Genomic DNA, 26,070 nt, shown 5'->3' with positions numbered 1-26,070 from the left:
CCCGTCGTGACCCCTGATGACCTCATCGCGCACTACGGCCTGGAACCGATCCCGCGTGAGGGCGGACGTTACCGGCGGACCTGGACGGGACCCGCGCGGTCCGACGGGCGCCCGGAGGGCACCGCGATCGTCGCGCTGCTGACCGCCGCACCGGAGGACTACTCGGCGCTGCACCGCCTCCCGGCCGACGAGGTCTGGCACTTCTACCTCGGCGACCCGCTTCAGCTGCTGTTCCTCGACCCGGACGGCGGTGTCCGCACCGCCGTCCTCGGGCCGGACGTCCTGCGCGGCCAGCAGATCCAGCTCACCGTGCCCGCCGGCACCTGGATGGGCGGGCGGGTCGCCGAGGACGGGGCGTGGACGCTCTTCGGCTGCACGATGGCACCGGGCTTCACGGACGAGAGCTACGAGCACGGCGACGCGGCCGTGCTGAGCGCCCGCTACCCGGGCGCGGCGGACCGGATCGCGAAGCTGTGCCGGCCGTGAGCGGGCTGCTGGCGGGGCAGACCGCCCTGGTGACCGGGGCGGGCGGCGGCATCGGACGCGGGATCGCGCTGCGGTTCGCCGAGGAGGGCGCGGCGGTCGCGGTGCACTGCCGCACCTCGGTGACGGCGGCCGGGGAGGTGGCCGCGCGGATCCGGGACACCGGAGGCCGGGCGGTCGTCCTGCGGGCCGATCTGACCGACGAGGACGCCTGCCGGCGCATGGTGCGGGAGGCGGCCGAGTTCGGCGCGGGCCGGCTCACCGCGCTGGTCAACAACGCGGGTGTGCAGCCCACGCGGGAACTGGCCGGGATGACGGCCGCCGAGTGGCGGGCCGTGGTCGACACCGACCTCTCCAGCGTGTTCGCCTGCACCCAGGCGGCGGTGGAGGTCATGCGGGAGACGGGCGGCGGCACGGTCACCCACATCGCCTCGATCGAGGCCACGCACCCGGCGCCCCTGCACGCCCACTACTGCGCCGCCAAGGCGGCCGTCGTCATGCACGCCCGGTCGGCGGCCCTGGAGTACGGCCCGCTCGGCCTCCGCGTCAACACCGTCTCGCCCGGCCTGATCGACCGCGAGGGCTTGGCCGAGGCCTGGCCGGAGGGCGTGGCGCGGTGGCAACGGGCTGTCCCCACCGGCCGGTTGGGGCGCCCGGAGGACATCGGTGACGCCTGTGTGTTCCTGGCCTCCCCGCTCGCGTCCTGGATCACCGGGCACGACCTGGTGGTGGACGGCGGGGTGTCGGCCCGGCCCACGTGGTGACACGGCCGCCGGTCATGATGACGTAACCCTCGTACGGAGGTGCGGCATCGCCCCGGTGCTGAGCACAGGGGACACCGCGTCCGTACGTAACAGGACCCGGGAACGGCGGATACGGGAGACATGACGTGGGCGCAGCACGCGTGCAGGGGAGGAGTCCGGGGGCGGGCGGTCGGCGCGGGGGGTTTCGGCGCCTGGCCCTCCTGCTGGTCGTCGTCCCCCTGGTCCTGCTCGCGGGCGGCGGTTCCGCGTCCGCGCACGCCGCGCTGAAGGGCACCGACCCGGCGGACGGCACCGTGCTGAAGACGGCGCCGAAGGCGGTCACTCTCACCTTCTCCGAGTCGGTCGGCCTGCTGGACAATTCCATCCGCGTCCTGGACCCGGGCAACCGCCGGGTGCACACGGGCAGTCCGGAGCACGCGGACGGCCGCTCCGACACCGCGCGGGTCACGCTTCCGCATCTGCCCGACGGCACCTACATCGTGGCGTGGCGGGTGGTGTCGGCCGACAGCCACCCGGTGAACGGCGCCCTCACGTTCTCCGTGGGCAAGCCCTCCGTGACGACCGCCGTCGTCACGGGCGACGAGGCCCAGGACGCCGCCTCCGCCGCGCTCTACGACATCGCCCGGTACGTCGCCTACGGCGGACTGGCCCTGGTGCTCGGCATCACCGTGTTCGCGATGGCGACCGGGGTGAACGGGGCCCGCGGCCTGCTCGTGGGCGGCTGGTGGACGCTGCTGGGCGCCACCTGCGCGCTGCTGCTGCTCCGGGGCCCCTACGAGCGGGGCAGCGGCCCGGCGGCGGTCTTCGACCTCTCGGCCCTGGGGGAGACGGTGACCAGCCGCCCGGGCCTCGCGCTGCTCGCACGGCTGGTGGTGCTCGGGCTGGCGGCGGTGGTCGTCGGCCGGTCGGGGCCGGCGCCGCGCGGTCGGCTGCGGTTCGCGATCGTGAGCGTGCTGGCGGTCGTGCTGACCCTCACCTGGGCGGTGTCCGAGCACGCCTCGGCCGGGATCCAGGTGCCGGTGGCGATGACCTCGGCGGTGCTGCACCTGCTGGCGATGGCGGTGTGGCTGGGCGGTCTCGCGGCCCTGCTCACGCTGCTGTACCGGGAGCCGGAGGAACTCCCGGCCCGCGCGGTCGCCCGGTTCTCCCGGCTGGCCTTCGCCGCGGTCGCCGTCCTGGTCGCCACCGGCGTCTACCAGTCGTGGCGCGGCCTCGGCTCCCTCGACGCACTCACCTCCACGGTCTACGGCAGGCTGCTGACGGCCAAGCTGGTCGCGGTGGTGCTCCTGCTGACGGCGGCGGCGTACTCGCGCCGCTGGACGGCACGGCTCGCGATACCCGCGGCCAGGGTGCCGGTGCCGGAGCGGGCACGGGAACCGGTGGCGGCCGGGGGCGGGCCGGCACGGCCGAAGGCGCCGCACGAGGACGTACACGGGACGCCGGACACGGGCCGGGACGGGAAGTCGGGCGCCGTGCCCGCGGGCGGTGACACCGAGGCCGTAGCCGCGGATCGGGACGATGGCGGGGACGCGGACGGGGGCGTGGAGACGGACCGGGGCGCGGACGGCGGGCGCACGGACCAGGACCCGGACCCTGACGGCGTGCGCGGCGGTGACGGCCCGCCCGATCCGGGACCCCAGCGGCGCGCCCTGCGCCGCTCGGTGCTCGCGGAGGTCACCGTCGGGATCGTGGTGCTGGTGCTCTCGACGCTGCTCAGCGGCACCCAGCCGGGCCGGGCGGCGACGGAGGCGGCGGCCTCGACGGCCGCGGCGGACGAGTCCCTCGGCTCCACCATGGAGCTCCCCTTCGACGTGGGAACGGCGGGCGGGCGCGGCAAGGTGCAGATCGAGCTGACGCCGGCCCGGGCGGGCGAGAACGCCGTCCAGGCGGTCGTCTACGGCCCGGACGGCGGTATCGCCACCGTTCCGGAACTGCGGCTGACCTTCACGTTCAAGGCGCGCAACCTCGGCCCCCTGGACGCGGGGCTCACCGACCGGGGCGGCTACTGGGCCGCGGACGTGCTCAACCTGCCGCTGCGGGGCGCCTGGACCATGAAGGCGACCATCCGCACCAGCGACATCGACCAGGTGACCGTGTCGAGGACGGTGACGATCGGTTAGCGGGAGCAGCGAGCGGAACATGATGTTCCGTCACCCTCCGGCGGTGAGCGGACCTGTTTGGTTCCCGGGCCCCGACCCCGCGTCTGACCATGGGTGACGACCCGTCGAACACCCAACGGCGGGCACCCCGATACCGGTTCTCCGCTGCCTGGTTGTTAGCAGGAGTGATCAAGGTCGTGTCGATTACGTTTCCAAAACGGCTGCGGGGGCCTCTTGACGCATACCCGGACATGCGAGTGGGATGACGCCCACGATGTTCGGTCAAGTTGGTTTCTGATTGATTCTGACCCGCTCGCAGGGGCCAGCCGTGACCGACCCTGCCCCCAGGAGCCGTCATGCAGCACACTCCGTCCGGTCCCTCCCTCCCGAGCCCGAGCCGCCGCTCCCTGCTGCGCGGCATCGGTGGTGCCGCCGTCCTCGCCGGAGCCGGTATACCCCTGCTCAGCGCCTGCGGCGGCAGCGGTACGTCCTCCGACCCGAAGACCGTCACCCTCGGCTCCAACGCGTCCGACGCCGTGCCGAAGAAGGCCTTCACGGAGGTCTACGCGGCCTTCAAGAAGCAGTCGGGCCTCACGGTCGACGTGAACACGAAGGACCACAACACCTTCCAGGAGCAGATCAACTCGTATCTGCAGGGCACGCCGGACGACGTGTTCAACTGGTTCGCCGGGTACCGCATGCAGTTCTTCGCCGCCAAGAAGCTCGCCACGCCGATCGACGACGTGTGGCAGAAGATCGGGGACAACTTCCCCGACGCGATGAAGAAGCTCAGCAAGGGCGAGGACGGCAAGTACTACTTCGTTCCGCTGACCACGTACCCGTGGGCGATCTTCTACCGCAAGAGCGTCTTCCAGCAGCACGGCTACCAGGTCCCCACCACCTGGGACCAGTTCGTGGCCCTGTGCAAGCAGATGAAGAAGGACGGCCTGGTCCCGATCGCCTTCGGCGACAAGGACGCGTGGCCGGCGATGGGCACCTTCGACCAGATCAACTTCCGCCTGAACGGCTACGACTTCCACGTCCAGCTGATGGCGGGCAAGGCCTCCTGGACCGACGCCAAGGTCAAGGCCGTCTTCGACCACTGGACCGAGATCCTGCCCTACCACCAGGACGGCGCCATGGGCCGCACCTGGCAGGACGCCGCGCAGACGCTGGTGTCGAAGAAGGCCGGCATGTACCTCCTGGGCAGCTTCGTGGCCCAGCAGTTCACCAGCAAGGCGGACCTGGACGACCTCGACTTCTTCGCCTTCCCGGAGATGAACCCCGCCTACGGTCAGGACACCGTCGAGGCGCCCACCGACGGCTTCATGGTCAGCAAGGCCCCGAAGAACCACGCGGGTGTCGTGAAGCTGCTGGAGTACCTGGGCTCCCCGGACGCCGAGGAGACCTACCTCAAGACCGACCCGAGCGTGGTGGCCGCCTCCTCCAAGGCCGACACCTCCTCGTACAGCGTGCTGCAGAAGAAGGCGTTCGAGATGATCAGCGGCGCCAAGAGCCTCACCCAGTTCATGGACCGCGACAGCCGCCCGGACTTCACCTCCACGGTGATGCAGCCCGCGCTGCAGAAGTTCATCCAGGACCCCAAGGGCGTCGACGGCCAGCTGTCCTCGATCGAGCGCCAGAAGAAGACGATCTTCGCGTCCGCATGAGCACCGACACGACCACGAAGTCCCCGGAGGCGGCCCCCGAGCCGCCTCCGGGCGCCGCATCCAAGAAGAAGGCGGTCACGCGGGGGCACCGTCGCCTGCTGACCCGCCGAGACCGGATCACGCTCGCCCTGATGGCGGGCGTGCCCACGGTCCTGCACGTGGCCCTCGTCTGGGTCACCGCCCTCGCCTCCATCGCGCTCGCCTTCACCACCTGGGACGGCATCGGGTTCGACTCGATCCAGTGGGTGGGCCTGGACAACTTCAAGCAACTCTTCACCGACAACCCGCAGTTCTGGCCGGCCGTCCAGCACAACGTCGTCTGGTTCGTGGTGCTGATCCTGATCCCGACGCCGTTCGGCCTGTTCCTGGCCGTGCAGCTGGACAAGAAGATCCGGTTCAGCAGGGTCTACCAGACCGCGTACTTCCTGCCGGTCGTCATCTCGATGGCGTGCATCGGCTTCGTCTGGCAGCTCGTCTACAACCCGGACACCGGCCTGATCAACAGCATCATCGGCGCCAACAAGCCGGGCCACTACATCGACTGGATCGGCAACCCCAGCCTCAATCTGTGGGCCGTCCTGATCGCCGCGTCCTGGCGGCACACCGGCTACATGATGATCCTGTACCTGGCCGGCCTGAAGAGCGTGGACCCCTCGCTGCGCGAGGCCGCGGCCCTGGACGGCGCCAACGAGTGGCAGACGTTCAAGAGCGTCATCTTCCCCACGCTGCGCCCGACCAACACCGTCGTGCTGGTCGTCACCATCATCGAGTCCCTGCGCGCCTTCGACCTGGTCTTCGTCTTCAACAAGGGCGCCCAGGGCACCGAGCTGCTGTCGATCCTCGTGACCAACAACATCATCGGTGAGTCCAGCCGCATCGGTTACGGGTCGGCGATCGCCGTCGTCCTGCTGGTGATCTCGCTCGCCGTGATCATCCCGTATCTGGTGGCCACCTTCCGGAAGGAGCGGCGAGCGTGAGCGCCTCCACCCTCGCGGCCGGCGCGCCGACGAAGCGCGCGCCCGTCCGCCCCGCCCGCGTCCTGCTGCACGTCTTCCTCGCCGGCACGGCCCTGGCCTGGCTCGCCCCGCTGCTGTGGGCGATCTTCTCGGCCCTGCGCCCGTACAGCGAGACCAGCGCCAAGGGCTATGTGTCCTGGCCGGACAAGCTGAGCCTGGACAACTTCATCAACGCCTACCAGCAGTCGGGCATGCTGCACTACTTCGGCAACACACTGCTGATCGCGGTGCCGGCCGTGCTGCTGACGCTGTTCCTGTCGTCGATGGTCGCCTTCTACGTCGCCCGCTTCGACTTCCGGCTCAACCTCGCGCTGCTGCTGGTCTTCACGGCGGGCAACCTGCTCCCGCAGCAGGTCATCATCACCCCGCTGTACCGGATGTACCTGCTCACCAACCTGCCGGGCATCACGGAGAGCGGCAAGCTGTACGACTCCGCGCTCGGTCTGGTCCTCATCCACGTGGCGTTCCAGTCCGGCTTCTGCGCCTTCGTGCTGAGCAACTACATGCGCTCGCTGCCGCACGAGCTGACCGAGGCCGCGCTCGTCGACGGCGCCTCGGTGTGGCGGCTGTACTGGCAGATCACGCTGCCGCTGTGCAAACCGGCGATGGCGGCCCTGGCGACCCTGCTGTCCATCTGGATCTACAACGACTTCTTCTGGGCCCTGGTCCTGATCTCGACCGGCGAGAAGATGCCGATCACCTCGGCCCTGAACAACCTGACCGGCCAGTACTTCACGGACCCCAACCTGGTCGCCGCGGGCGCCCTGCTCACCGCGATCCCGACGCTGATCGTGTACTTCGCGCTGCAGCGTCAGTTCGTGAGCGGTCTGACCCTGGGCTCCAACAAGGGCTGACCCGGCCGGAGGGAGAGACGGTGGTGGTGCGGGGGCCGGGCCGGCCGGGGCCCCGGCACCCCGTGCCGTCCTGACGTCACAGCGTGACGTCGCCGAATTGTTCGAGGAGCACGTCGACCGGTCGCTGGCCGGCGCCGGAGGCCGCGACGCCGTGCAGGGCCTGTTCCGCCCAGATGACCTTGCCGCAGGCGGTGTACCGCGTCCCCCACCGCTGGGCGAACTGCGCCACGAGGAACAGCCCGCGCCCGCCCTCGTCCGTGGTCGCCGCCCGCCGCAGACGCGGCGAGGTGCTGGTGCAGTCCGCGACCTCGCAGATCAGCGTGCGCCCGTACAGCAGCCGTGCCTGGACCGGCGGGGCGCCGTACCGGATGGCGTTGGTGACCAGCTCGCTGAGGATGAGCTCGGTGGTGTACGCGGTCTCCTCCAGCCCCCAGTCCCGCAGCCTGTCCCGGCACTTTGCCCGCACCGAGGGCACCACCGCCGGGTCCGGGGGCACGTCCCACTCGGCCACGTGCGAGGGCGGGAACAGCCGGGTGCGCGCCACCATCAGGGCGATGTCGTCGGAGGGGTGTTCCGGCTTCAGCCCGTTGATCACCGCCTGGCAGGCCTCCTCCGGATTGCGCCCCACGGCCCCGTCCAGGGCCCGGCGCAGCTCGGCCAGCCCGGTGTCGATGTCACGGCCGCGGTTCTCCACCAGACCGTCGGTGTAGAGCACCAGCTGCGATCCCTCGGCCAGCTTCACCTGCACGGTCTCGAAGGGGTAGCCGCCCAGTCCCAGCGGGGCCGAGGCCGGCACCTCGGGACTGCTGACGTCGCCCTCCGGGGAGACCACCAGCGGGCCGGGATGCCCGGCACGGGCCATCGTGCACGCCCCCGTCACCGGGTCGTAGATCGCGTAGAGGCAGGTCGCCCCGGTCACCCCCTCCCCCTCGTGGCCCGCGGCGGCACCGTTCGGGCGCTCCTCGTTGTCCATGCGCACGACCAGGTCGTCCAGGTTCCCGAGCACCTCGTCCACGGGGAGGTCCAGCGTGGAGAAGTTGTGCACCGCGGTGCGCAGCCGCCCCATCGTCGCGGCCGCGTGCAGCCCGTAGCCGACGACGTCCCCGATCACCAGCGCCACCCGCGCGCACGACAGCGGGATGACGTCGAACCAGTCCCCGCCCACGCCCCGGCCCTCCGCCGGCAGATACCGCCAGGCCACATCGAGCGCCTCCTGCTCCGGCTGGCCGCGCGGCAGCAGGCTGCGCTGCAGCGTCAACGCCATCTTGTGCTCCCGGGTGAACCTGCGGGCGTTGTCGATGGCGACCGCCGCCCGCGCGGCCAGCTCCTCCGCGAAGGACAGGTCCTCCGGCTCGTACGCCGGGGATCCCGCCATCCGGTAGAAGTTCGCCACGCCCAGCGGCACCCCCCGGGCCTGGAGCGGCACGGTCACCAGCGAACGCAGGCCGCACTCCAGGGCCTTCCGGGCGCGCTCCGGATCCTGCTCCTGCCAGCCGGCCGCCTGCCGCAGGTCCGGCTCCAGCACCCCGTGCCCCTGCTGCAACGTCTTCATCTGCGGGCCCCGGGAGGAGAACGTGATCAGTTCGCCGACCGGATACACCGGCAGCATCCGGACGTCACCGCTGATCGCCGCGCGCCGCAGATGCCGCCATCCCTCGGCCGTCGGCTCCCATCCGCGCAGCACCGAGTCCAGCAGGTCCACCGTGGCCGCCTCGGCGAACTGCGGCACCGCCACCTCGGCCAGCTCCTCGGCGGTACGCCCCACATCCAGGGTGGTGCCGACCCGCACACCGGCCTCGTACAGCAGGGTCAGCCGCTCCCGCGCCACCTCGGCTCGGCCCGTCACCGCCGCCAGCTCGGTGGTGTCCCGCAAGGTCACCACGCTGCCGTCGGGTCCTGTGTCCGGGACGGTGGGCCGCTTGTTCACCGCCAGCAGCCGGTCGCCCACCCGGTACACCTGGTCGGTGACCGGCCCCGGCGAGGTGAGCAGCCGCGCGAGCGGCTCCGGCAGGTCCAGCTCCTGGACGGTGCGACCCTTAGCGCTCGGCGGCAGGCCCAGCAGCCGCAGTGCCTCGTCGTTGGCGAGGATCAGCCGCTCGTCGGCATCGGTGATCAGCACGCCCTCCCGAACGGAGTGCAGGACCGCGTCATGGTGCTCGTACAACCGGGCGAGCTCCTCCGGGCCCAGGCCGCGGGTCTGCCGCCGCAGCCGCCGGGCCACCATCACGGTCCCGGCCGTGGCCACCACCAACGCGCCCGCGCCCGCGCCCAGGACGAGCGGCAGTTGCGGCATCCACAGCATGGACACGTTCTTGACCGTGATCCCGGCCGAGACGAGGCCCACGACCGTCCCGTGCGGGTCGGTCACCGGGACCACCGCCTGCACGGCGGTCCCCTTGCCCGCGGGCAGCGGCGGCCCGCCGACCTGCTCGATGACGGTGTGGCCGTGGAGTGCGGGCTCGATGGTGCCGACGAACTTCTTGCCGATCTCCTGCGGGTACGGGTAGGTGTACCGGATCCCCGCGGTGCTCAGGGCCACCACGAAGTCCACGCCGGACTTCTTCCGTGCCGCCTCGGCCTTCGGCTGCAGCGCCTTGGACGGGTCAGGGCTGCGGAACGCGTTGACCACACCGGGAGCGTTCGCGAACGTCTGCGCCGCCACGACCGACTCCCGCTTCCCCTCCTTGAGAGCGTCCCGGGCCGACTGCAGCACCAGGGCCGCCACCGCGACCGCCACCAGCAGGACCACGATCACGAACTGGACGAGGAAGACCTGCCCGGCCACGCTGCGCAGGCTCAGCAGGCAGCGGCGACCGGTGCGCGGCCGGTGTTCACCAGACACCACGGGCTCCGATACCGCCGGACGACACGTCCATGTTCCCTTCATAACACCGCAGGGCGAACAAGGACCCACTATGTCTAAACGTCCCATCAACCCGTGCTCCCGGCGCCGCGGACATCCGGGCCGGCGGACCGACGGTCCGGGCGTGAAGTCGCCCTGCTCCGACCCGGGTTGGGTCGCGCCCGTACGCCGCGGAGGCGGCCCGTGCCCGCGCGCCGCCTCCGCGGGCGGCCGGAGCCCGGCGGGCCCCTAGTGCTGCGACCGGAAAGGTTCACCGGCTCGCGACGCCCGGCACGGCACCTCGCCGCGTTGTCGCATCGCCCGAGTACATCCAGTACACGGGCGATGCTCCGCCTTGCGATGTTCCCCCATTGCCTGAGAGGCGTGGGGGCACCCCCAGCACCGGACGCCGCGAGCTGTCCGGCAAACCTTGCCGGCCACAGCACCAGGTCCCGTCCAGCAGCTTGTCCAGGGTGATCGGCAGGTCCCGGACGCGGATGCCGGTCGCGTGGTGCGCGGCGTTGGCGATGGCCGCGGCGGTGCCGACGATGCCGACCATAGGCGTGCGGGTAGACCTTCGACCCGAAGGCGCCCCCGACGTGCGGGGAGATCACCCGCACCCGACGCGGGTCGAGCCCCAGCACGGCCGCCATCAGGTCCCGGCTCATGGTCACGCTCTGGGTGGAGCAGTAGAGCGTGAGTCCGTCGTCGGTCCAGTCGACCACGGCGGTGTGCGGCTCCATCGGGTTGTGGTGGACCATCGGCGTGCTGTACGTCGCGTCGAGCCTGATGTCCGCCGAGGCCAGCGCGGCCGTGGCATCGCCCAGAGCGCTGTCGGCCGGCGAGCCGTCCATCAGCTCCCCGCCGCCCCGCCCGAAGAAGGCCGCGTTCAGCGGCTTGTAGAGATCGTCGCGGTCGGACCGCAGCTCGACGTCGTGCGCCCGCTCCGCACAGTCCAGCCGGACCAGTCGCGCGGCATGGCGGGCGATCTCGGGCGTCTCGGCGACCACACCGCCGACGAGCTGGCCGCGGAAGGCGATCTCGTCGGTCTGCAGGACCGCCAGTTCGGGATCGTCGGCCAGGGCCAGCCGGGGCGCGTTGCGGTGGGTGAGCACGGCCAGCACACCCGGCTCGGCGTCGGCCGCGGACGTGTCGACGCCGGTGATACGGCCGGTGGCGATCGTGGCCTGCACCGGGTACAGATAGGCGGGCCGGTCGACCGGCTGCTCGAAGGCGTGGGGGCGGCGCCCCTGACCTGGTCCGGTCCGTCCGGACGGTCGAGCGGGGTGCCCACGGCACGGGCGGCGACGGTCATCCTCGCTCCCCGGCCAGGGCGAGCAGGGTCTCGACGACGGTGTTGCGCGCGAGCGGCACCTTGAACGCGTTGCCCGCCAGCGGCCGGGCGGCGCTGAGTTCGGCCTCGGCGGCGGCGCGGAAGCGCTCGGCGGTCGCGGGCGCGCCCCGCAGCGACTGCTCGGCCGCAGTGGCCCGCCACGGTTTGTGCGCCACACCGCCCAGCGCGATCCGCGCCTCGCGCACGACACCGTCGGCGACCACCAGCACGGCGGCGACCGAGACCAGTGCGAACGCGTACGAGGCGCGGTCGCGCACCTTGCGATAGGCCGACCAGGCCGTCTCCGCGAGGGGCGGCACGTCCACGGCCGTGATCAGCTCGCCGTGGCGCAGCACGGTGTCGCGCTCGGGCTCCTCGCCGGACAGCCGGTGCAGCTCGGTCAGCGGGACGACCCGCTCGCCGTCCGGTCCGAGGGTGCGGACGACCGCGTCGAGCGCGGCCAGGGCGACGGCCATGTCGGAGGGGTGGGTCGCGACGCACGCCGGTGACCAGCCGAGGATCGCGTGGTCACGGTGGTGCCCGTCCCGCGCCGGGCAGCCGGAGCCCGGCTCGCGCTTGTTGCACGGGGTGGTGAGGTCCTGGAAGTACGGGCAGCGGGTGCGCTGGAGGAGGTTCCCGCCGGTGGTGGCGAGGTTGCGCAGCTGGCCCGAAGCGCCCGACAGCACCGGCTGGGAGAGCACGGGAGCACGCCGCCGGATCCTGCGGTCGGCGGCCAGGTCGCTGTTGGACACGGTGGCACCGATCCGCAGGGTCCCGTCGGGGAGTTCCTCGATGCGGTCGCAGGCCAGCCGCCGGACGTCGACGAGCAGGTCCGGAGTGGCCACGCCCAGCTTCATCAGGCCGACGAGGTTCGTACCACCGGCGAGGAACGCCCCGTGCGGCGCCCGGGCGAGCACGGCGACCGCCTCCGGCACGTCACCGGCGCGCTCGTAGCGGAAAGGCCTCATCGGCGGGCCACCTCCGCGACGGCCGGGCGGATATGGGCGTAGGCGCCGCAGCGGCACAGGTTGCCGCTCACCCGCTCGGCGATCTCGGCGTCGTCGAGGACGACCTCGTCGGCGTCCGGGTCGGCGCTCACCGCGCTCCGCCAGCCCAGCCGCACTGGAACGCGTCATGGTCGATGAACGCACGCTGCACGGGGTGCAGACGGTCACCGTCGGCCAGTCCGGCGGCCGTGACGATCTCCGCGTCCTCGTACGCCACCGCCAGAAATCGAACACATGATTGAATCTGTGCATGCGACGGTTTCCCGACGACCTCGTCCAGGCCCAGCAGGAGTGGAGCGCCACCTACCGCCGGCTCGCCGAACGGCCCGGCCGGACCGAGTTGCGCCGGCGCCTGTACCGGCTGTCGACCGTGGTGCTCTTCCATCCGTACTGGCAGCAGCGCGGACGGACGCCGGCCGCCTGGGCGGAGCTGCGCACCCTGGGGCGGCAAGGAGCAGGCCGGCGGCCGTTGTCGTAGGCGGGTGACAGGATCACTGCCATGTCTCTGCCTGAACCCGATGATCTGACCTCGCTGGTTCTGCGCACCGATTTCGGTGACGACGGATCCTGGGACGCGGTTCGAGCCGCCCTCGACGCCGCGGACGACCATTCCCCCGCCACCTACGTCGACGACCCCCGTTTCGCCGAGGTGAGCGTCCGGGCGCTGCTGGACGAGGAGGCCGCGACGGCGGAGGACGAGCGGATCTTCTACGTCTTCCTGGCGGACTCGGCCACCATGGCGGACCCGTCGTATCCGCTGCTGGCCGTGGACCTGGCGGACGAACCCGGGCGGACGTTCAGGGTCCCCGCCCGGTGGTTCTTCGACGTGTCGGCGAACCTCAGCCTCGCCAACATGGACTTCGCCGAATTCGCCGACGCCGCTGACGGATCGGGGACCTTCCGCGGCTTCGACGAGGACTGACGGCTCACCGGGGAGTGACGGCGAAGGCCGCCCGTGTGCCGCGCCGACGGGGTGCGTCCTTCCGCGGCACGCCACGCCCGACCTGTGGAAACGCCGCCCTCTCCGCTGACGCGGACCCTTGTCGGCCGCGAGTCCGGAGCCCTCGGACGGTGCGCATATTGACCCGAATCGGCTAGATGCGGTCGTGTCGGGTCGGGGAACAACTGCAGGCGGTGGCGCAGGCCCTCACTATGCGACTCGACGGTGAGACCCCGGTCGGCATGAACCACTTCGGCTTCCACATCGAGGACACGGCCGCCACCTCCGAGGCCCTGACGGCGGCCGGTACCCCGAAACCGGCCGAACGTTTCACGGCCCGCCCCTTCGCCGAGTACCGGGCCATGGACCCGGAGGGCAACTGGTTCGACCTCTCTGAACACGGCTTCGGCGGCGCCCGCCCGCCGTCGTCGGACCCCGCGGGATCCTGAACCCCGGCAACACCGAAGGCCCCGGCCGGCTGCGTACCCAACTCTGATCAAGGATTTACCTGTTCCGCGTTGTTCGCGGCCGGCGGTGTGGCTAGCGTTCCCCCACCCCCACCCCCACCCCCACCCCCACCCCCACCCCCACCCCCACCCCCACCCCCACCCCCACCCCCACCCCCACCCCCACCCCCACCCCCCACCCGCGGATCTCGTATCGACATCGATCGTCGGCATCCGACTGTCATGCGCAGACCATCCGGTCCCCCTGCGCCACCACCACAAGAAGGGCATTTCCTTGCTCTCGAGGAGACGTCGGGCGGCGGCAACCGCCGCCGCCCTGCTGTCCACCACGGCACTCATATCGACCGGATGGCTCACGGCCACCGCGTCCGCCGCACCGTCGGCCGGCGGGGCACCCCACGTCAAACACCTCTGCGCCCACGCCACCGCGCCGGGCCATGTGGCGTGCCTCGCCGAGGCCCGCACCGACCTCGTCCAGCACCTGACCGTCAGCCCGCACACCACCCCGTCCGGCTACGGCCCCTCGGACCTGCAGAGCGCCTACAAACTGCCGTCCTCCACCGCCGGTTCGGGCCGCACCGTCGCGATCGTCGACGCCATGGACGACCCCAACGCCGAGTCCGACCTCGCCGCCTACCGGTCCCAGTACAACCTTCCCGCCTGCACCACGGCCAACGGCTGCTTCAAGAAGGTGAACCAGACCGGCGGCACCACCTACCCGAGCGCGGACTCCGGCTGGGCCGGCGAGATCTCCCTCGACCTCGACATGGTCAGCGCGGTCTGCCCGCAGTGCCACATCACGCTCGTCGAGGCCTCCTCCACGAGCATGACCGACATCGGCACGGCCGAGAACAAGGCGGTCGCCCTCGGCGCGAAGTACGTCTCCAACTCCTTCGGCGGCACCGAGGACCCGAGCGAGGCCACCGCCGACGTCCAGTACTTCAACCACCCCGGCGTCGCCATCACCGTCAGCGCGGGAGACAGCGGCTACGGCGCCGAGTACCCGGCCTCCTCCCCCTACGTCACCGCGGTCGGCGGCACCTCCCTCAGCCGCGCCAGCAACACCCGCGGCTGGAGCGAGTCGGTGTGGTCCACCAACTCGACCGAGGGCACCGGATCCGGCTGCTCCGCCGACGAGGCGAAGCCCACCTGGCAGTCCGACACCGGCTGCGGCAAGCGCACCGTCGCCGACGTCTCCGCGGTCGCCGACCCGGCCACCGGCGTCGCCGTCTACAACACCTACGGCGCCTCCGGCTGGGACGTCTACGGCGGTACCAGCGCCTCCGCGCCCCTCATCGCGGCCACCTACGCGCTCGCCGGCACCCCGACCGCGAACAGCTACCCGTCCTCCTACCCGTACGGGCACGGGTTGGCGCTGAACGACGTCACCACGGGCAACGACGGCACCTGCTCGACGAGCTACCTGTGCACCGCGGGCACAGGCTACGACGGCCCCACCGGCCTCGGCACCCCCAACGGCACCACCGCCTTCACCGGCGGCTCCACCACGGTCAACTCGCTGCAGCCCGGCCGGAAGCTCACCTCCGGCCACCGCCTGAGCAGCGCGAACATCACGCTCACGATGGGCGGCGACGGCAACCTGGTCGCCTACCTCAAGACGAACGGCACGAGCGGCAGCGGCCCGGCGATCTGGTCCAGCCACACCTCCGGCCACTCCGGTGCCTACGCCTACATGCAGAGCGACGGCAACCTCGTCGTCTACTCGAGCACCGGCAGCGCGCTCTGGTCCACCCACACCAACGGCCACTCCGGCGCCTACCTCCTGGTGCAGGACGACGGCAACATGGTGGTCTACGGCGCCGACGGCGGGCCCAGCTCCGGCGGCTCGCTGTGGTCGGACGGCACCTACGCGCGGTCGACGAAGATCGGCTCGGGCCAGAAGCTCCACGGCGGCTGGTGGGCCCAGACCCAGTACACCCGCCTGGTGATGCAGCCGGACGGCAACTTCGTGATCTACCGCAAGCACGACGGCAAGGCGATCTGGTCCAGCCGCACCTCCGGCCACTCCGGCGCGTACGCCTACATGCAGACCGACGGCAATCTCGTCGTCTACCCGAGCACCGGCAGCGCGCTGTGGTCCACCCACACCAACGGCCACTCCGGCGCGTACGCCCTCCTGCAGAGCGACGGCAACTTCGTCGTCTACTCGAGCACCGGCGGACCCGGCAAGGGCGGCGCACTGTGGTCCGGCAACACGCGGTCGTACGTGCCCTGAGCCGTACGTTCTCTTGAAAAATGACGATGACCTGGGGGAGTCCCCAGGTCATCGCCGTATGCGGAGTCCCTGCCGGATGCGGACCGACGACTCGACGAGCGCACGGCCGTGCCGGAACGAGTCAGATCGCGAACAGCGGGTCCCGTCGGTCAGGGCCGAGTCCGGTACCGTCCGACGGGTGTCGGTCCTTGGCGAGGATGCCCTGCTCCTCCGGCCGGCGTCTCCGAACCGGAGGCGGACATCGGGCACGGTGTCGTGGAAGCGGGGAAGTCAAGGGCCGACCCCCCAAGGACGGTCTCCCGTGGGCCCGGTTCCGTGACAGCCCAGGGCCGAACAGGGGCAAGCCGCCCACGCCGGGCGGGTCACGGCTGACGCCCGCGCTGCCGCGCCGCTATGGCTTTCGCCCTGGCAACTCTCTCCCCTGACGCCCCGCCACTCTCCCCCGGCGCCCGCGCACGGACGGCGATCCGGCCCGCGAAGCACCGCCGCCACACTCGGTATTCTCGGCTCTGCGCTGACTGGCAGCGCCCATGCGGAACCAGCGCCTGCTTCCGGAAGCAGCACTCCTCAAGCCAAGCTTCAGGTCATGTCGAACGACGAGTACGTCGCACGCTTCGGTGTGAAGAAGGCTCTGGAACAGGGAGTCCCGCTGCCGGCTGACGCAACCGAGAACGGCCCGGCCATACCTCGGGATCCGAGCATTCCCTGGTACCACATCTACTGGTCAACGCTCGACTGGGACCACCGCGATATCCCGACCCGCCACGGAACCAACGACTTCGGGCAGCATCACACCTGCCAGAAACACAACATGTGCGCACAGCACCCGATCAACGCTCCCTACAACGGTAAGCCCGACAGGGAACGCGGCACCCGGCTCGAGTACGACGGCGTCGTCACCGATGGTTCGAGCGTCAGGATGGTGACTACCAGCGTGGCTGAGGAAGGCGAAACGGGCCCCGGCGGAGTCCACACTCCCGACGGACGCCCCATCGGCACGGTGAGCGCCTTCTGCCGCGGCCAAACCGTTTGCCCCGACTGGGTCAACAACCTCTGACGCCAGCCCGCAGCGCCAGCAATCGAAGGTAGGAGTTGCTGTGAAGAACACCCACACCACCGCCGTTCTGCTGGCGCTGCGGCGCTTCATCGGCGTACCCGTTCCGGACACCCGTCTGCGGCTACGCGGATTCGTCAGGGCAGACGAAAGTCTGCGAATGCGTCTGGAAGATTCAGAACGCCGCCAGCTGACGCTCATCCTTCCTGTGCGCCGACCCAACGAGGCAGTCCCTATCGCCACCTGGTGGTATGTAGGTGCCCTCCGCCATGCCGCGCGGTGGGCCGAGACCAACGGCCGACTCTCCTGCGAAGGGCATGAGACCCAGGTGCTCGACGGCGAAGCTCTGATCGCCGACGGGGTGATTCCCGCTGCAACCGAAACGACCATGGACGACAGCCTGGACTACGTGATCGGCGATCTCCTCGCTGACCCTGCCTGGCACAGTCAGCACAGTCCCGCTCCCGAGCTGTACCAGCTCATCGGGTTCGACCTTATGACGGAAGACCGCGTCCGCGTATACCTGGAACTCCCTCACTCTCCGCGTACGATCGGCGTCGACTTGGCTGTTGTCGATGAGGAAACGGGCCGGCCTCGTTCGACGGGCTGGTGGGCGTCGACCAAACTCAACGCCATCCTCAGCCCTGACGAGCCAACCACTCTCGCTGTGCACCTGGTGCCGGACGCGCACGACCTGAACTGCGACGCCGTCTACGACCTCACTCGGTGGGCGTAGCACGCTTCCCCACTGTCCGCGTGGCCGTACGGGGCCGTTCAGGAGGGTTCGCCAGGCAGGTCAGGAGGGGGGTGCGTACGGCGGTGAACGGTGGCGGCCGTCGGCGCACTGGACAACGAACAGGACAACGGGCGGCATGAAACCGACCAGGTCAGTGCATGGCTGACGACTGCGACCAGTCCCGGTTGTCGGGGGTTGCCGCTAGTCTGACGAAGACTGACTTCAGGGGGCTGGGTGTCAACTGTTCGTGCCAGTCGCAAGATCGAGAGGGCGGGCGTCAACGCCCTGCGTTCACTCCTTGAGGAACACGATCACCTCGTTCAGGAGATCGACGGAGGGAACGATCACGGCGAGGACATGATCGTTAACTTCACGCGCGGCAGCAAGAGGACGCCTTACTGGATTGCCATTCAGGTGAAGAGTGGCAAGAAGTATAAAAGGGTCAACGGGTACGCGATCCCCATAGATGACCATTTCGACGACTGGCGGCAGAGTCGCATCCCCATCGTCGGCGTCGTCTATGACATGAAAAAGAAGGAGCTGTTCTGGGTAAACCTTACTGAACAGTTACGGTCCGTAGATGAGAGCCCCGGATGGGTTCAAGTGGCCAACACCTCGCGGCTCAACTCTGAGACGATTGACACCTTCTACGCGGAGGTCGCGGCTTATGCTGGTGATGCCAGAATGCGGATTCGCGCGGCGAGCCAGGAAGATGCGCTAACCGAAGCCGTCCGAGCCAGGCGTGGGCTAGATCCCGAGACGGCACCCAACCCGCTATTTGAGGAACTTGCCGACTTTGCGCTTCGGCATGAAGAACGTCTCCGTGTTTTTCGCAAGGATCTAATTCGATCCTTCCCCATCCAAGTTCTAGTTCTCATCATGCTGTGGGAGTGGCCTCGCCAAATCCGCTTCGTTGAAGGGTCCGCAGACTGGGTGAACCCAGTCATCTGGGTGCTTGGCCTTTACCACTTCATGCTGTTCATGGCGCTTACCATATTCTTCGAATTCAGGGCCGGGCGAATCCCTAGGGAGACGGGGCGTTGGCTCTCTGTCATCGCGAGCAACTTTCTTTGGATTCCAATAATGGACCCTAACGGAGATGGTGGATGGTGGGGTACATTCTGGATTTATGCAGGAATCTTCGTGCCATCGTTCGGTCTTAAATTCCTGATTATTAGTTTCGTCGGGTTCGCTCGTGACCGCAAGAAAAAGCAGCTCGAACCCGACATGTAAGCCAATTGCGATCTAGCGTGTGCGTACCCGGTTATTGCGGGCGGTCACGACCGTTCCCCACAGCGCCGAACGGTCCCGAGGAAAGCGAAGGAGTAAGACCATGTATGACTGCGAGGGATGCGGGCGTCGCAGCCGGGAGGGGCTGTTCTTCGGCTCCGGGAAAGAAGCGAAGTGGTGGTGCTCGCGGTGCCAAAGCGCCAGCCAGAAGAAGCTGATCAGCTCTCTGGATGACCGCTCCCGGGACGTGCTCACCCGTGATGCCGAAGGTGTGGACTGGCCCTACGGCCCGAACGTCTACGTCCATATGCGCGCGGACCTGCTGGACTGGGCGGACCGATACGACCTTAGGAGTGGCAGCACAGGATGTTCGTCTGGACTGCACTGGCTTGACAAGGGCCGCTGCGCCAAGAGGGATTGCCACGACAGGCCGGGGTTCTACGACCACACGACCACGTGGCTTTCTCGGACTACCGGCAGGCCCGTTTTGGTCTTTAACCAGCCGTATAGGCAGGTCGACCTGGCCGAGATTTGGAAGCTCACCAGCGAGTACCCGTCTCTCACGGTCGAGGTGGGGCCCGAGAGTTGGTACCGTTCAGGAACCTTCGCTGTCTACATCTGGAATGACGGCAACCGTGCCGATGTTGGTCGTCCGCGCCGTTAACCGCGCATCGAGGGCTTCACCGGATACGAGACCGTCGGTCAGTCGCGGCGCACGTGGAAAACTTGAAAACCTGTGAAGAAGGTTGTAACTCGCCGCTGGCACCCGCCTGTGAGACGCGCGGGCGGTCGGTGCAGTCGCGCCGCCCGCGCTGGCCTCACACACCAGGACGGGCGGCAACGTCGGCTGGCAGGAGTCGACTGGTGAAGCCATCGACACACAGCCGCTCGTAGGCGGCAACGACGGAATCCGGCACTTCCTGTTCGATGGCCAGACCCAAGCCAGGGAAGACGAGCACGCGTTGCAGGGCGCCCACGATCATGTCGATCACCATGCGAGCGTCTCCGATGGAGTCGGCGTAGTCCTCCAAGCCCATCGGCGTGGACGCGCACACTACTTCGATCTCGGGCCAGAGCTTTCGCATCATGGCGTACGAGCGTCGCTCTTCGTACGGCTTACTCACGAGCAGGACGGACGCGACCTTGACGCCGGCCTCTGCCAGCACTGCTTTCGTGAACTCGATGTTCTCACCCGTATTCGTCGCGCGCGGCTCTAGGAGCACGGCCGAGTCGGGCACGCCGAGCTGCAACGCTCGCTCGCGGTAGTGGACAGCCTCACCGCGTGGCATACGCGCCCGGGTCGTGGGGCTGGTGGACCCCGTGAACACAATGACCGGCGCCATGCCCTGGTGATACAACTCCGCCGTCACGTCAGCCACCCCTAGATCGTGACTGCCCAGACCGACGGCCACCGAACAGGGCCGGAGGTCATGGTGCATGCGGTGGTAGTCCCACAGAAGCCGAGCATCCGCCCACGCCTGTGCCGAGATCATTCCTGCCCCTTCTTGTCGTGCGCTGAGTCCGGAACCTTGAAGTCGTACTCCCATGCGAAGCGAGAAGCCGAGTGGACGCCCACCGCGAACTCGACCACCGTGCCGTCTGCCGTGTGCGTGGTCCTGTGCAGCTCGACTACAGGTTCACCGACCGGGAGCTGTAGGAGCTGCACCTCTTCAGCCGTGGGGTTGCGGGCGAAGAGGGCCTCCCTCATGTGGTCGATCTCGTATCCGGCGTCGTAGAGGACCCGGTACCCACCACCACGGCCGGCAGGACCCGGGGTCGGGTCGACGATGCGTGTCCCCTCTACGTGCTCCGGCCTGTAGTAGCTGGTCAGGGTGTGAGTCGGTTGCGTCCCCTCCTTCACGAGACGTGCTCGCGCGTACACCTCGGAGCCAACGGGGACGCCAAGCCCCTCCGCTACAAGGCTGTCCGCCTGGACGCGGCTCACCGTCTGCGTCTGCTCGTCGCGCTTGTACGCGCGACCCGATGCGACGCGGTCAGCGATGAACGCGACCTCGTCGCCGTCGCGCCACTTCGCCTTGTCGTACCGTGCAATGCCGAGCCGCTTGAGCGGAGTACGCGGACGCACCACGGTGCCGTGTCCGCGCGTCGAGGTGACGAGACCTTCAGCCTCCAGAGCCTTGTATGCCTTGTGGACGGTCTCCTTGGAGCCTTCCCCCGCTTCGACTAGGTCTCTGATCTGGGGCAACTGGGCGCCCGGCGGATACTCACCGCTCTTGATCTGCTCCGCGAACCTGTCCGCCAGGTCGCGCCACTTCGGTGCCACGCAGAACTCCTCTCGACACGAACCAGTGAAGCACAGTCCTAGGACTGTTGACAGTCCTAGGACTGCGTGCCATCGTCTCCTCAGGCCGCTCGCAGTCCTAGGACAGCGAGCTGGAAGGGGCCTCTTTGGGGCTGACTTCAGGCTGTGCGGTTCGGGATAGCTCGCTTCCACATGGGGCCCTGAGCTGCTGGGTCCTTGACAACTTCACACAGGGAACTGCCGGTAACCCGTGGTCCGCCTGCCCGAAGGGGTCGGAAACAAGGCGGAGAAGACCGGCGTGCCCCGTACGGCAGCCCGACCGGTTCGAGCCCGGTCCGGGGCACTGCGGCCCCTCGCTCATGGCCGCTCTTTCCGCTGCATCCCAGATGCAGCATCACCCGTGAGACGGGAGATCTCGCATGAAGCGCAGCTACCGCTTCACCGCCACCGTGACGGACCTGAACACCGGCAAGCGGGAGCAGGTCACGGACACGGCGCACTTCGACCACCCGGTCAGCAGGGCTGACGCCTTGACCGCGATCCGCAACGAGCTGAGCCGTCAGCGGCGCCCCGGCACCGGTATCACCATCACCGACTGACCACCCACCTACAACGGCGCGCGCCCCGGAGCGGCAACTCCGGGGCGCTGTTCGGGCCGTTCCACTGCTGAGAGGACACACGACCCAATGGACCACATCGTCACTGTTCAGGACGCTGTTACCGCGTTCGCCGACTGGATGGAGCCGACGGACGCGGAGCTGAACGCCATCGACGCCGAGATGCCCGCGATCCTCGCGGACGTCGACCTGATCGACGCGCAGATCATCACCCTGGACCGCACGCCGACCGAGCTGGACACCCAGCGCATCCGCCGCGCGCGGCGCCGCCTGCTGGCGGCCCGCCGGGACCTGGCCAACCGCACCGCCGGGGTGAGCCAGCCGGGGGGTGCCGCGTGAGCGCGAAGACCGTGCTGCCCGCCGTCGCGATGACGGCCGTGTCCATGGTCCTCACGCTGGCCGTGGTCGTGATGTGGCTGGGCACGGCGGTGCCATGGCCCGTCGCCCTGGTCGTCGGTCTCGGCATCGACGGGGGATGGCTAGCCACCCTCGCCTACGAACGCCGGCTCGCCGCGCAGGGCGACCACAGCCACGCGGTCACCGCCGTCGGCTGGTCCTTCGGCCTCATCGCGGCCGGTGTCCTGGTCGCGCACTCCCTTACCGCTGAGGGTTCCGCCCGCGCCGCGTGGCTGGCCGTTGCCTGGCTTCCGGTCGCGGCCAAGGCTCTGTGGCTGGTGCATGGGCTGTGGGAGCGCACCGCGCTCACCCCGGCCGCGCTGGACGCCATCCGCGGTATCCGGCAAGAGGCCCGGGACGAGGCGGCCGTGGCCCGTGCCCGACTTCGGGCCGAAGCCACCACCGAGGAGACCCGGCTGACGGCCGTGACGCAGGCCGGAGCCCGCGTCGCACGCGTACAGGCCAAGACCGCTCAGACCCTCTCGCGGGCCTGGTCGACGCTGGAGACGGCCCGTTCCGGGGAGGGCACCGGCAGGGCGCTGACCAGCGTGACGAACCGCGTCACGCCCGACGTCACAGCCCGCTGGGAACTGCCCGTGTGGGGGCCCACGGAGCCGGTTGCTGCCCTGGAGGGCCCCGCGCTCACCGACGCGGAGCTTGACGCGCTGGTCGACGAGATCCGCCACAGCGAAACCCCGGCCCTGCCCTACCGGGAGATGGCCACCCGCTTCCGCGCGGCCGGCCACTCCGCCTCCGAGGTCCGCCTTAGGGCCGCGTGGAAGCGGGTGGCGTGATGGGGGCGCTGCCGGTGTTCCGGTGGCGCCTGGCCCCGGACGGATACGCCACCCGTCGACAGCTCCGGGCGCGCGGTCTGCGCCCCGGCGGTCAGGACGTGGCCGCTCAGCTCGAACGGCCGCGCCGCCGCCGTGGGCCGCTGGTCGCCTACCTCTACCGCATCGACCTGGCCAAACCGGTCCGGCCCATGACGGACGCGAAGTGGGCGGCCTTGGCCAAGGCCAATGCCGCTCGCCGGACCTGCCCGCGGTGTCGACGCGACGCCGGATACGTCATCCCGCCCTCGCTCGGCACCTGCGCTTCCTGCGCCTACCCCCGACCCCACCGACGCCCCGAGGAGTAGCTGACCATGGGCAAGCCCGACACCCGCCGCCTGGACCGGGAGATCCGGCAGGCGAACCGCAAGCTCGAAGCGGTCCGAGAGCGCGAGATGTGGCCGCTGAACGGCTCCGAACGCCGCGCCATCCTCGGCGCGCTGGCCGGCGGCACCTACCGGATCGCCCGGGGCCGCAGCACCGACCGCGCAGACCGCCGCCTGGAGAGCGCGTGGATGGCGGCTGAGACCCGGCTGATCGCGGAGATCACCGCCCTGCACACCGAGCGGCAGCGCGTCGTGAACGAGGCCGCCGCCGCCAAGGCCGCCAAGAAGTCCTCGGGGTGGTGGTGAGCATGGCCGGATGGGAGAGGCCTCCGGGCGAGTGCCCGCAGTGCAGCACGCCCACGACCGCAGCATTCACCGCAAGTTCCGCCCGCGCTGCTCCGCGCGGCCGAGGCCGCGGGGAACTACGAGGCCGCAGCCGAGTGGGAGGAGCGCGGGCAGCGCTATCGCGAAGCTCGCCACCGCCGCCGCATGGACCTGCTGCACTCCCCACTCGATGCCGCCAAGGGCGCGGCCGTGAGCGCCGGAATGGGTATCGGTGGCCTGGTCCTGCTCGGGGTGGTGATGGCGATCGCCACCAAGGACGTCACTGAGGTCGTCACGCCGTTGATGGCGGTCATCAAGTTCATCAACCTCATGATCACGATCGTGCAGGTGGTGTGGGGACCGCTGATCACGATCGGCCCGTTCCTCGCCCTGCTCGCCCTGTGGTCGGTCGGCGCCCACCAGAAGGCCGCCCCGAACTGGGCACTGCCCGCCAACGTCCGCTCCGGGGAGGGCGAGCCCATCACCCCGTCGATCGTGGTCAAGGCCCTGCGGGACCTCGGAGTGCCCGCGCTGCGCAACGCCATCAAGGAGATGGGCGACGCCGGCGCGTCCATGCTCGGACCGATCCGGATCGCCGGATGCGGCGTCGAAGTCGACGTCACGCTCCCCTCGGGTGTGTCCACGGTCGAAGTGCAGAACCGGCGCCGCAAGCTCGCCGAGAACCTAACCCGGCACGAACACGAGGTCTTCATCACGATCCCGCAGGCTGCCCGCACGGTGCGGCTGTGGATCGCCGACTCGGGCGCGCTGGACGAACCGATCGGCCCGTCTCCGCTGGTCACCGACGAGACTCTGACCGCCGACTACGCCAAGGGCCGCGCCCCGTGGGGGCAGGACCTGCGCGGGGACGCCGCCGCGCTGAGCGTGTATCAGCGGCATCTGCTGATCACGGGGTTGTCCAACCAGGGCAAGACCGCCGCCCTGCGCTCCCTGGCCTTGTGGCTCGCGCTGGACCGGTCGGTGGAGTTCTGGCTGGGTGACCTGAAGGGTGTGGGCGACTGGGCGATGTTCGACGGGTTGGCCACCCGGCTGATTCAGGGCCCGACCGACGAGCACGTCATTCAGGTCACGGAGATGGCGGAAGACGCCGTCGAGGAGATGAACCGTCGCCTTCAGGCGCCGCCCGGGACCGAGTTCCCGCCGCTGATCGTCATCGTGGATGAGGCGCAGGTCGCGTTCATGTGCCCGGTCAAGGACGAGGACAAGCGCCCCTACGGCGGCTCGTCTTCCAACTCCCGGTACTTCATGGCTGCCCGGAAGATCCACAACCAGGGGCGCGCGGTGAACGTGCTGCTGTGGCAGGGCACGCAGGACCCCACCGACCAGAACCTTCCCAAGCTCGTGCGGGAGGGCGCGCACACGCGGGCCTCGCTCGCGCTGGGTACCGAGTCCCAGGCCCGGATGGCGCTCGGGGACAAGGCCGTGGACGGCGGCGCCGCTCCCAACCTGCTGCGCCCGGGTCTGGACAAGGGAACCCTCGTTGTCGCCTCGGACGGGATCGAGATCCCCAAGGGGCAGTCGTCCATCACGGTGCGCACGCACTACATCAGCACCGATGACGCGAAGGTGATCGCCGCGTGTGCCAAGGCGCTGCGGGACGGCGTGACGACGCTGCACGTCATCGAGCGGGGCGAGGAGCGGGACCCGCTCGCCGACATCGCGACCGTGCTGGGCAGCGACGCCCGCGTGCGGACCCAGGAAGTCATCACCCGCCTGGCCGCGCTGAACCCGGACGCCTACAGCGGTTGGTCGTTCATCGACCTCAAGCGCGTGCTCGACGACGCCGGCGCGGAGCCGTACAAGTCCGACGGCCGCATGGTCGTCGGCCGCGACCGCGTCCACCGCGCGCTCGCCAACCGTCCCGAGGACGGTTCCGCTTCCGCCTCCGAGTAGAGGGAGCCGAACCCGACGCGGGTCAGGGAGGCAGGGAGAACTCCCTGAACGCCTCCCTGACCCGCCTCCCTGGCCGTGACCTGCACGAATGATCACTCAGGGAGGCAGGGAGGCCCGCAGGTCAGCACCCCTGAAGCCCCCTCCAGAACCCTCCCCGCAGGGGGTGTCTCTGCCTCCCTGCGCCAGCACCGGAAGGGATTCCGCATGTACCCCGACCCCACCGGCCGCACGCCCGTCCAGCGGGCCGTGGAAGTCCACCAGCCCACCCCGATACTCCCCGCCGTCCCCATCGCGGCGCCGCTCGTTCCCGTCCAGCCAGGCACCCTGCCGACCGTGGCGAGCGTGGTCCTGCCCGACGGGCGAGTCGTCACCGGCTACGCCATCGAACCGACCAAGCCCGAACCGGTCGCGGCCAAACCGGCCGTGTCCCGCACGGCAGTGAACATCGCCCTCGGCGGCATCGGGTTCGGCGCCGTGTGCGGCGGGCTGATCCTGCTGACCACGTTCATCGCCGCTCTCGCCGCGCTCATCCACCAGCTCGTCATCCTCGCCGCCGTCATCTTCGGCGGCTGGATCGCCGTGCAGGTCTTCAGCGCGAGCGGCCACCGCGGCGGGACCACGGTCACCATCCGCAAAGCCGTCTTCAAGCGCAACCACTTCCACGGCTGA

28 protein-coding genes are annotated in these 26,070 nt (G+C 69.8%); 21 read left to right on the top strand and 7 right to left on the bottom strand.

The features are described 5' to 3' along the window. Positions 1-6 precede the first annotated feature (6 nt). The 6 genes from ACFYX0_RS20555 to ACFYX0_RS20530 all read left to right on the top strand — a co-directional run bounded on the left by ACFYX0_RS20555 (position 7) and on the right by ACFYX0_RS20530 (position 6,886). On the top strand, positions 7-486 hold the full coding sequence (locus ACFYX0_RS20555; RefSeq protein WP_388972034.1) for a cupin domain-containing protein: 480 nt from the start codon (positions 7-9) through the stop codon (positions 484-486). Further along, a complete protein-coding gene (locus tag ACFYX0_RS20550; protein WP_388972029.1) occupies positions 474-1,247 on the top strand; it encodes an SDR family NAD(P)-dependent oxidoreductase in 774 nt (257 codons plus the stop codon). Before ACFYX0_RS20555 ends, ACFYX0_RS20550 begins: the two co-directional genes overlap by 13 nt. Before the next feature lie 125 nt (positions 1,248-1,372). Beyond that, a complete protein-coding gene (locus ACFYX0_RS20545; RefSeq protein WP_388972025.1) occupies positions 1,373-3,367 on the top strand; it encodes a copper resistance CopC/CopD family protein in 1,995 nt (664 codons plus the stop codon). Between the two features lie 335 nt (positions 3,368-3,702). Continuing rightward, entirely contained in the window at positions 3,703-5,016 is a 1,314-nt protein-coding gene (locus ACFYX0_RS20540) for an ABC transporter substrate-binding protein (protein WP_388972020.1), read from the top strand. Then, the gene (locus tag ACFYX0_RS20535) at positions 5,013-5,993 is read left to right on the top strand and encodes a sugar ABC transporter permease (protein ID WP_311695809.1); all 981 of its coding nucleotides are present in this window, start codon (positions 5,013-5,015) and stop codon (positions 5,991-5,993) included. Before ACFYX0_RS20540 ends, ACFYX0_RS20535 begins: the two co-directional genes overlap by 4 nt. Beyond that, positions 5,990-6,886, top strand: a complete 897-nt coding sequence (locus tag ACFYX0_RS20530) for a carbohydrate ABC transporter permease (protein ID WP_388972016.1) — start codon at positions 5,990-5,992, stop codon at positions 6,884-6,886. Before ACFYX0_RS20535 ends, ACFYX0_RS20530 begins: the two co-directional genes overlap by 4 nt. Before the next feature lie 76 nt (positions 6,887-6,962). Here ACFYX0_RS20530 and ACFYX0_RS20525 read toward each other — a convergent pair whose 3' ends face one another. The 5 genes from ACFYX0_RS20525 to ACFYX0_RS20505 form a co-directional block, all read right to left on the bottom strand. Then, positions 6,963-9,728, bottom strand: coding sequence for a SpoIIE family protein phosphatase (locus ACFYX0_RS20525; protein WP_388972012.1), 2,766 nt, complete (start codon positions 9,726-9,728; stop codon positions 6,963-6,965). 89 nt (positions 9,729-9,817) lie between these two features. Continuing rightward, positions 9,818-10,921 (bottom strand): xanthine dehydrogenase family protein molybdopterin-binding subunit, encoded by a 1,104-nt coding sequence (locus ACFYX0_RS20520; RefSeq protein WP_388972008.1) that lies wholly within the window; start codon positions 10,919-10,921, stop codon positions 9,818-9,820. Positions 10,922-11,039: 118 nt separating this feature from the next. Continuing rightward, the gene (locus ACFYX0_RS20515) at positions 11,040-12,029 is read right to left on the bottom strand and encodes an FAD binding domain-containing protein (RefSeq protein ID WP_388972005.1); all 990 of its coding nucleotides are present in this window, start codon (positions 12,027-12,029) and stop codon (positions 11,040-11,042) included. Next, positions 12,026-12,160, bottom strand: coding sequence for a 2Fe-2S iron-sulfur cluster-binding protein (locus tag ACFYX0_RS20510; protein ID WP_388972002.1), 135 nt, complete (start codon positions 12,158-12,160; stop codon positions 12,026-12,028). The genes ACFYX0_RS20515 and ACFYX0_RS20510 overlap by 4 nt, the downstream gene beginning before the upstream one ends. Continuing rightward, positions 12,157-12,285: a 2Fe-2S iron-sulfur cluster-binding protein gene (locus tag ACFYX0_RS20505; RefSeq protein ID WP_388971998.1), complete on the bottom strand. Its 129-nt coding sequence runs from the start codon at positions 12,283-12,285 to the stop codon at positions 12,157-12,159. Before ACFYX0_RS20505 ends, ACFYX0_RS20510 begins: the two co-directional genes overlap by 4 nt. Before the next feature lie 33 nt (positions 12,286-12,318). On the opposite strand from ACFYX0_RS20505, the gene ACFYX0_RS20500 reads away from it, so the two are divergent. The 8 genes from ACFYX0_RS20500 (at position 12,319) to ACFYX0_RS20465 (ending at position 19,395) form a co-directional block, all read left to right on the top strand. After that, on the top strand, positions 12,319-12,546 hold the full coding sequence (locus ACFYX0_RS20500; protein ID WP_355915976.1) for a hypothetical protein: 228 nt from the start codon (positions 12,319-12,321) through the stop codon (positions 12,544-12,546). Between the two features lie 21 nt (positions 12,547-12,567). Further along, positions 12,568-12,990 carry a DUF6924 domain-containing protein gene (locus tag ACFYX0_RS20495; protein ID WP_355915973.1) on the top strand — a complete coding sequence of 141 codons (423 nt, stop codon included), beginning with the start codon at positions 12,568-12,570 and terminating at the stop codon, positions 12,988-12,990. Positions 12,991-13,220: 230 nt separating this feature from the next. Beyond that, the gene (locus ACFYX0_RS20490) at positions 13,221-13,457 is read left to right on the top strand and encodes a VOC family protein (RefSeq protein WP_388971995.1); all 237 of its coding nucleotides are present in this window, start codon (positions 13,221-13,223) and stop codon (positions 13,455-13,457) included. Positions 13,458-13,749: 292 nt separating this feature from the next. Continuing rightward, entirely contained in the window at positions 13,750-15,711 is a 1,962-nt protein-coding gene (locus ACFYX0_RS20485) for a hypothetical protein (protein WP_388971992.1), read from the top strand. Positions 15,712-16,297: 586 nt separating this feature from the next. Further along, positions 16,298-16,768: a hypothetical protein gene (locus tag ACFYX0_RS20480; protein WP_388971989.1), complete on the top strand. Its 471-nt coding sequence runs from the start codon at positions 16,298-16,300 to the stop codon at positions 16,766-16,768. Positions 16,769-16,808: 40 nt separating this feature from the next. Beyond that, a complete protein-coding gene (locus ACFYX0_RS20475; protein ID WP_388971985.1) occupies positions 16,809-17,501 on the top strand; it encodes a hypothetical protein in 693 nt (230 codons plus the stop codon). A gap of 234 nt (positions 17,502-17,735) precedes the next feature. Further along, a complete protein-coding gene (locus tag ACFYX0_RS20470; protein ID WP_388971981.1) occupies positions 17,736-18,734 on the top strand; it encodes a DUF4365 domain-containing protein in 999 nt (332 codons plus the stop codon). 100 nt (positions 18,735-18,834) lie between these two features. Further along, the gene (locus tag ACFYX0_RS20465) at positions 18,835-19,395 is read left to right on the top strand and encodes a hypothetical protein (RefSeq protein WP_388971978.1); all 561 of its coding nucleotides are present in this window, start codon (positions 18,835-18,837) and stop codon (positions 19,393-19,395) included. A 154-nt stretch (positions 19,396-19,549) separates the two neighbouring features. On the opposite strand, the gene ACFYX0_RS20460 is transcribed toward ACFYX0_RS20465, so the two are convergent. After that, complete coding sequence (locus ACFYX0_RS20460) at positions 19,550-20,224, bottom strand: YdcF family protein (protein WP_388971973.1); 675 nt, start codon at positions 20,222-20,224, stop codon at positions 19,550-19,552. After that, complete coding sequence (locus tag ACFYX0_RS20455; RefSeq protein WP_388971969.1) at positions 20,221-21,015, bottom strand: GntR family transcriptional regulator; 795 nt, start codon at positions 21,013-21,015, stop codon at positions 20,221-20,223. Before ACFYX0_RS20455 ends, ACFYX0_RS20460 begins: the two co-directional genes overlap by 4 nt. A gap of 398 nt (positions 21,016-21,413) precedes the next feature. Here ACFYX0_RS20455 and ACFYX0_RS20450 point away from each other — a divergent pair, with 398 nt between their 5' ends. The 7 genes from ACFYX0_RS20450 to ACFYX0_RS20420 all read left to right on the top strand — a co-directional run bounded on the left by ACFYX0_RS20450 (position 21,414) and on the right by ACFYX0_RS20420 (position 26,070). Further along, entirely contained in the window at positions 21,414-21,593 is a 180-nt protein-coding gene (locus ACFYX0_RS20450) for a hypothetical protein (RefSeq protein ID WP_388971965.1), read from the top strand. Between the two features lie 87 nt (positions 21,594-21,680). Continuing rightward, positions 21,681-21,950, top strand: coding sequence for a DUF6284 family protein (locus ACFYX0_RS20445; protein WP_388971960.1), 270 nt, complete (start codon positions 21,681-21,683; stop codon positions 21,948-21,950). Continuing rightward, entirely contained in the window at positions 21,947-22,801 is an 855-nt protein-coding gene (locus ACFYX0_RS20440) for a protein spdB (RefSeq protein ID WP_388971956.1), read from the top strand. The genes ACFYX0_RS20445 and ACFYX0_RS20440 overlap by 4 nt, the downstream gene beginning before the upstream one ends. Continuing rightward, positions 22,801-23,145, top strand: a complete 345-nt coding sequence (locus ACFYX0_RS20435) for an RRQRL motif-containing zinc-binding protein (protein ID WP_388971951.1) — start codon at positions 22,801-22,803, stop codon at positions 23,143-23,145. The genes ACFYX0_RS20440 and ACFYX0_RS20435 overlap by 1 nt, the downstream gene beginning before the upstream one ends. A gap of 6 nt (positions 23,146-23,151) precedes the next feature. Then, positions 23,152-23,469: a hypothetical protein gene (locus ACFYX0_RS20430; protein ID WP_388971948.1), complete on the top strand. Its 318-nt coding sequence runs from the start codon at positions 23,152-23,154 to the stop codon at positions 23,467-23,469. A 183-nt stretch (positions 23,470-23,652) separates the two neighbouring features. After that, a complete protein-coding gene (locus ACFYX0_RS20425) occupies positions 23,653-25,401 on the top strand; it encodes an ATP-binding protein (RefSeq protein WP_388971946.1) in 1,749 nt (582 codons plus the stop codon). A gap of 204 nt (positions 25,402-25,605) precedes the next feature. Continuing rightward, positions 25,606-26,070, top strand: coding sequence for a hypothetical protein (locus ACFYX0_RS20420; RefSeq protein WP_388971944.1), 465 nt, complete (start codon positions 25,606-25,608; stop codon positions 26,068-26,070).

The sequence above is a fragment of the Streptomyces sp. NPDC002573 genome (assembly GCF_042889625.1).
Lineage (GTDB): Bacteria > Actinomycetota > Actinomycetes > Streptomycetales > Streptomycetaceae > Streptomyces > Streptomyces gibsoniae.
This window is presented reverse-complemented; position numbering and strand designations above follow the sequence as displayed.